This is a genomic window from Psychrobacter sp. CAL346-MNA-CIBAN-0220 (assembly GCF_040309805.1).
Taxonomy (GTDB): Bacteria; Pseudomonadota; Gammaproteobacteria; order Pseudomonadales; family Moraxellaceae; genus Psychrobacter.
Genome location: NZ_JBEOPF010000117.1, coordinates 1 through 286, shown reverse-complemented (window position 1 = coordinate 286; position 286 = coordinate 1). Strand labels below are relative to the sequence as shown.

The window sequence follows — 286 nt, the reverse complement described above, 5'->3', positions numbered from 1 at the left end:
GTATAGCAGCATGCGCCATGAAATTTATGGATAACGCTCAGTACTTGAGGGCAATCTTCGCTGGTTATTGCTTGATTTAGTAAGTTTAGGGTTTCGGGCACGCTTAGCAGTAACATATTAAGCATTTCATTGGCTAATTCTGCTTTACCGACTTAACGTTGCAATGCCAGAGTCCTGTGAAGGCGAGTGCTATCAACAGGAGCAGGGCTATGTTCAAATGTGCTTTTTGACTTATCACGACTCACTGGTAATTGCGGGCTATGATCGCAAATAATCTGGTTTAGCA

Annotated in this window: 1 protein-coding gene; it reads right to left on the bottom strand. The window is 43.0% G+C overall.

Annotated features, from left to right (window positions below):
• Window positions 1–116 (bottom strand): hypothetical protein (locus AAEY88_RS12940; protein WP_350563035.1); only part of this gene is annotated, 116 nt, incomplete at its 3' end.
• Window positions 117–286 lie beyond the last annotated feature (170 nt).